The sequence below is a fragment of the Sphingomonas sp. SRS2 genome (genome assembly GCF_000971055.1).
Lineage (GTDB): Bacteria > Pseudomonadota > Alphaproteobacteria > Sphingomonadales > Sphingomonadaceae > Rhizorhabdus.
The window spans coordinates 1-5380 of record NZ_LARW01000043.1 but is presented as its reverse complement, the minus strand read 5'-3'; the positions used below and the strand labels follow the sequence as shown (position 1 = coordinate 5380).

Below are 5380 nucleotides of genomic sequence, written 5' to 3'. Positions count from 1 at the left end.
CCCCTCCCCTCCCCTGAAGGGGAGGGGTGAAAGCCTTAATGCGACCGCCCGAAATCGGGCGCGGCATCGTCCTGGCCCTGCTCGATGATCGAGCGGCGGACGGCGCGGGTGCGGGTGAACAGGTCGAACAGCGCGTCGCCGTCGCCCCAGCGGATCGCCCGCTGCAAAACGGTCAGGTCCTCGCTGAAGCGCTGGAGCATCTCCAGCACCGCATCCTTGTTCGACAGGAAGACGTCGCGCCACATCGTCGGGTCCGACGCGGCGATGCGGGTGAAGTCGCGAAAACCGCCCGCCGAATATTTGATCACCTCGCTCTGGGTCACCTCCTCCATGTCGGACGCGGTGCCGACGATGGTATAGGCGATCAGGTGGGGCAGATGGCTGGTGACGGCGAGCACCAGATCATGATGCTTGGGGTCCATCCTCTCGACGTCGGCGCCCAGCCGCTTCCAGAATATCTCGACACGTTCGACCGCCGTCGCATCCGCGCCCTCGGGCGGGGTGACGATGCACCAGCGCCCGTTGAACAAGGTCGCGAAGCCCGCGTCCGGGCCGCTATTCTCGGTGCCCGCGACCGGATGGGCGGGAATGATCGTCGCGCCCGGCAGCGCCTCGGCCAGCGCGGCCAGCACGCTGATCTTCGACGATCCGACATCGCTGACGATCGCATCGGCGGGCAGGTCGGCGGCAATCTCCGCGCCGACAGCGCCCATCGCGCCCACCGGCACGCACAGGATGACCAGATCGGCGTCGACCACCGAAGCCCCGGCGGTGTCGGTGACGTCGTCGACGAAGCCAAGCTCGCGAACCCGCTCGCGGACCTCAGGGCTCGCGTCATGGCCGGTCAGCCGCACCGTCGGCATCGTCGCCTGCACTGCGCGCGCGATCGACGAGCCGATCAGCCCCAGCCCGATGATGGTGACGCGCGCGAAGGGCAGCATCAGCCCGCCGCCTCGACCAGCTTGCGCAACGCGGTGGTGAGCCCGGTGATCTCGTCCTCGGTGCCGATGGTGATGCGCAGGCCGTGGGGCAGACCCTGTCCCGGCAGCCAGCGGACGATATAACCCGCATCCATCAGGCCGTGATAGGCGGTCTCGGCGGTCAGCTTGCCTTCGAACAGCACCAGCGAGAAATTGGCCTTGCTCGGCACCGCGCGCAGGCCCTTATTGCCCATGCTGGCGATCTCGCCCTCGAACCAGGTGCGCCATTTCAGGTTATGCGCGCGGCTGCTTTCGACAAAAGCGGTGTCGCCGATCGCGGCGATCGCGGCCATCTGTCCGGCGGTGGTGACGTTGAACGGCGCGCGGATCTTGTGAAGCGCCTCGATCACCGGCGCACTGGCATAGCCCCAGCCGATCCGTTCGGCGGCGAGGCCGAAGATCTTCGAGAAGGTGCGGGTGACGAGGACGTTGGTCGCGCTCTGCGCCAGCGCGAAGGCGCCGTCATCATCGGCGGGCTCGAGATATTCGGCATAGGCCTGATCGATCACCAGCAGGCAATCGGCCGGGGTCGCGGCGTGGAGGCGCGCGATGTCCGACGCGGGCGAATAGGTGCCCGTCGGGTTGTTGGGATTGGCGACGAAGATCACCCGCGTCTTCGGGGTGATATGCGCGATCAGCGCGTCGATGTCGGTCGCATAGTCGCGATCGGGCGCAACCACCGGCTCCGCGCCGACGCGCCGCGCCGCGATCGGATAGACCGAGAAGCCGAATTTGACGAACAATACCTCGTCGCCCTGGCCCGCATAGGCGCCTGCGGCGAGGTGGAGGATCTCATCCGATCCGGTGCCGTAGACGACGCGCGCGGGATCCAGCCCGTTGGCGGCGGCAATCGCCTCGCGCAGCTCGGCTGCCGAGGCGTCGGGATAGCGGTCGAGCGAGGCCGCGCCGGCGATGAACGCGGTGCGCGCCGCGTCGCTGGTGCCCAGCGGATTTTCGTTCGACGACAATTTAGCGACCTTGCGGCCGTCATCGGTTGTCGACCGTCCCGGCACATAGGGCGCGATCGCATCGATCCAGGGCTTGGGTGCAAGCATTGTGGTCATGGGCGAGCGCTTTAGGGGCGAAGGAAGGCCGCTGCAACCGCGCGTGACGGCGGGGCGGGCCCCAAAAAGGAATGGCCCTCGCTCCGGGGGCGGGGAGCGAGGGCCGACCTGACGTTCGTCACGCAGGCGGGGCGCAATCATTGTTCTCGAGCAACAGGGGGGAATCCCGAGAACGATTGCGACCGCTGGAGACGTATTAGGACGCCGAACCTGTCGCCTATATGAACGGGGTGGCTATTTGCGTGGCCCCTTCGGGCGTGGGTCGTCCCATTTGAACGTTTTGTCGGAAATCGCCACGCCATAGCGCTGATTTGTCAGGCGAACCGTCGATCGTCCGTTCTGCGCGTCGAGCACGGTCCAGCCCTGAAGGCTGAGCCCGGCCGGGCCGCCGCCGCGCGCAAACAGGATCGTGATCGTTCCGAACTCGGGATGCTTGGGGTCGCGCGCCTCGACCTGGATCGTGCCCGGCGTCGGCGAGGGGATGGTGCGGGCGAAACGGCTCATGTCCTTGGCCGGGTTGATCAGCACCGACAGCGGCGAATTGCCGACCGGCCAGCGCGACACCTGCTTCACCGAATAGTCGATCATGGTCAGCGCATTGCCGTCACCGACGATCAGCAGCGGCACGCCCTTCTGATATTCGAAGCGGATCTTGCCCGGCTGGCGCAGGCTCAGCACGCCGCTCAGCGATTTGCCCTTGCGGTCGGTCTGGACGAAGTCGGCTGTCATCGTGCTGATGCCGCGCAGATGCGCCTGCACCTCGGCGAGCGAACCGGCCTGAGGCGCGGACAGCGCGGGGGCGGCGATGACGATCGCGGCGGGGATCAGCGAGGCGAAAAGCGGGCGCATGTCGTTCCAGTCCTGGTCGTTATGCGGTGCTTATGCCCAAGCCCCGCTGAATTGGGAATGAAGCGCGGCGGCGTAACAAAGTTCCCGCTTCTCTTCCTTTCCCGTCACTCCAGCGAAAGCTGGAGTCTCAGGAGAAGCGCAATCACCTTTAACTGCACAGGGTTCTAGCTTTCGATGGAGTGACGATTGGGGCGAGGATCGATACGCTTATATAAAGCCGCATGACTCGCCGCTCCCTCACTTCGCTCGAGCGCTCGCTCGCCGCTTCGATGTTCGGCGATGCGATCGATCTCGATCGGGTCGCTATCCACCTGGCGCGCTGGTGGTCGTTCCAGCCGAAAAACGCGATCATGGCGCCCGATGGCGATATCTGGTGCCATCCCCAAGGCCATCTTCACCGCGCCTGCTACGCCTCGGGCAGCCTCGCGATGCAGGCGCTGTTCCTCCACGAGATGACCCATGTCTGGCAGGCGCAACGCGGCGGCCGCTGGTATCTGCCGCTCATGCGCCACCCCTTCTGCCGCTATGCCTATCGGCTAATGCCGGGAAAACGCTTCACGCACTACGGCATCGAGCAGCAGGCCGAGATCGTGGCGGATGCCTTCCTGCTGCGGAATGGCGTGGGGCGGCGGGGGAAGCCGGGTGTAGAGGTCTATGAGGCGCTTCTCCCATTCGTCGCCCCGGCGGAGGCCGGGGCCGCCAGAGATACGCGGCACGCTCAACCCTATAGCGGCCCCGGCCTCCGCCGGGGCGACGAATGAGGATAGGCTTTTAGACTGGCCCCGCAGCCGCTACACCCGTCCCATGATCCCCACCGGCCTGCTCGGCGGCAGCTTCAATCCTGCGCATTACAGCCATCGGCATGTCAGCCGCTTCGCGATCCGCGCGCTTGGCTTGCGGGAGATGTGGTGGCTGGTGTCGCCCGGCAATCCACTCAAGCCCGCCAAAGGCATGGCCCCGCTGCATGCGCGGCTGGCCTCCGCGAACGCCATGGCGCGGCGCGCACCGATCCGGCCGACCGCGATCGAGGCGAGATTGAGCACCCGCTACACCGTCGATACGCTGCGCCTGCTGGTCCGCCGCTATCCCAATCGCCGCTTCATCTGGGTGATGGGGGCCGACAATCTGGCGCAATTCGACAAGTGGCGCGACTGGCGCGGCATCGCGCGCAGCGTCGCCATTGCCGTGGTCGCCCGTCCGGGCTATGACGGTGGTGCCCGCGCCTCCGGGGCGATGGGCTGGTTACGGCGTTTCGTCCGGCCCGTGGCCAAGGCGAAGGATTGGACGGCATGGAGACCGCCAGCGCTCGTGCTGCTGCACTTTTATCCTGATCGCGGCTCCGCAACGCGGCTCCGGGCCAAGGACCCTAGCTGGCATCGTTCTTACATCAACACAGGCCTGCGCGATCGCGTGACGCGCCGGCCGCTTCCATGAAGGAGGTACATTGACTACCCCAGACAGCATCAAGGCCCCCAAGGCTTCCGCGGGCGCCACGGATGCGGACCCTTCGGCCAGGCTCCATGAGCTCGTGCTGAAATCCCTCGACGACGACCAGGCCGTCGAAACCGTCTCGATCCCGCTCGCGGGCAAGTCCTCCATCGCCGACTTCATGGTGATCGCCTCGGGCCGCTCGACCCGTCAGGTCGCGTCGATGGCGATGAAGCTCGCCGAAAAGATCAAGACGGAGATTGGCCGGAGCGTCCGAATCGAGGGGCTTCCGACCGCCGACTGGGTGCTGATCGATGCGGGCGACGTGATCGTCCACCTGTTCCGGCCCGAGGTCCGCAGCTTCTACAATCTTGAGCGGATGTGGAATTTCGGCGACGCGCCGGCTGCTCCGGTCGCGGCGCAGGCCTGATACGTCAACCGGCGGCAGGGGGAAGAAACCGCTTTGCTGCTGCATATCGTCGCGCGGGGGAAGATCGGCCGCAGTCCCGAGGCCGATCTGGTCGATCGCTATCTCAAGCGGATCGCGTGGCCGACGCGAATCACCGAATTGCCCGACGCCGGCGGCAAGGTTCCGCCGCGCGATCCCGGCACCGTGGTCGTCATGCTCGACGAGAAGGGTGAGCAGCTGAGCTCGATGGCTTTCGCCGATCGGCTTGGCCGCTGGCGCGACGACGGGCGGCGCGAATGCCGCTTCCTGATCGGCGCCGCCGACGGCTTCGACGAGGCGCAGCGCCGCGAGGCCGATATGCTCTTCGCCTTCGGCAAGGCGACCTGGCCGCACATGCTCGCCCGCGCGATGCTCGCCGAACAGCTCTGGCGCGCGACGAGCATCCTCGCCGGCCATCCCTATCACCGGGAGGGATGATGAGCGGGCGCGATCTTCCTGATCCTCCCCGGAACGGAGCATCGGGTTGGATTGCCCCCGGCAATCCAAGGTCATGCCGGGGGCATGACCGACCCGACGCTGGGGACCGCCGAAGGGGGTGGAGGGGGAACGCCCCAAGCGCCACCGCTCGACGCAGCCCCCCACCACCACCC

7 protein-coding genes are annotated in these 5380 nt (G+C 66.7%); 4 read left to right on the top strand and 3 right to left on the bottom strand.

The features are described 5' to 3' along the window. Positions 1–35: 35 nt before the first annotated feature. The 3 genes from WP12_RS01785 to WP12_RS01775 form a co-directional block, all read right to left on the bottom strand. Positions 36–941, bottom strand: coding sequence for a prephenate/arogenate dehydrogenase family protein (locus tag WP12_RS01785; protein ID WP_046192059.1), 906 nt, complete (start codon positions 939–941; stop codon positions 36–38). Next, entirely contained in the window at positions 941–2044 is a 1104-nt protein-coding gene (gene hisC, locus WP12_RS01780) for a histidinol-phosphate transaminase (protein WP_046192058.1), read from the bottom strand. The genes WP12_RS01785 and hisC overlap by 1 nt, the downstream gene beginning before the upstream one ends. 234 nt (positions 2045–2278) lie before the next feature. After that, entirely contained in the window at positions 2279–2893 is a 615-nt protein-coding gene (locus tag WP12_RS01775; RefSeq protein ID WP_046192057.1) for a LolA family protein, read from the bottom strand. Positions 2894–3114: 221 nt separating this feature from the next. Between WP12_RS01775 and WP12_RS01770 the strand changes: the two genes are divergently transcribed. Genes WP12_RS01770 through WP12_RS01755 form a run of 4 tightly spaced genes read left to right on the top strand, consistent with a single transcriptional unit; the run spans position 3115 to position 5207 of the window. Further along, positions 3115–3654, top strand: coding sequence for a vgr related protein (locus WP12_RS01770; RefSeq protein ID WP_235398881.1), 540 nt, complete (start codon positions 3115–3117; stop codon positions 3652–3654). A 43-nt stretch (positions 3655–3697) separates the two neighbouring features. Then, the gene (locus tag WP12_RS01765) at positions 3698–4327 is read left to right on the top strand and encodes a nicotinate-nucleotide adenylyltransferase (RefSeq protein ID WP_046192056.1); all 630 of its coding nucleotides are present in this window, start codon (positions 3698–3700) and stop codon (positions 4325–4327) included. A 28-nt stretch (positions 4328–4355) separates the two neighbouring features. After that, a complete protein-coding gene (rsfS, locus tag WP12_RS01760) occupies positions 4356–4751 on the top strand; it encodes a ribosome silencing factor (protein WP_152663855.1) in 396 nt (131 codons plus the stop codon). A 33-nt stretch (positions 4752–4784) separates the two neighbouring features. After that, entirely contained in the window at positions 4785–5207 is a 423-nt protein-coding gene (locus WP12_RS01755) for a 23S rRNA (pseudouridine(1915)-N(3))-methyltransferase RlmH (protein WP_046192054.1), read from the top strand. Positions 5208–5380: the final 173 nt, after the last annotated feature.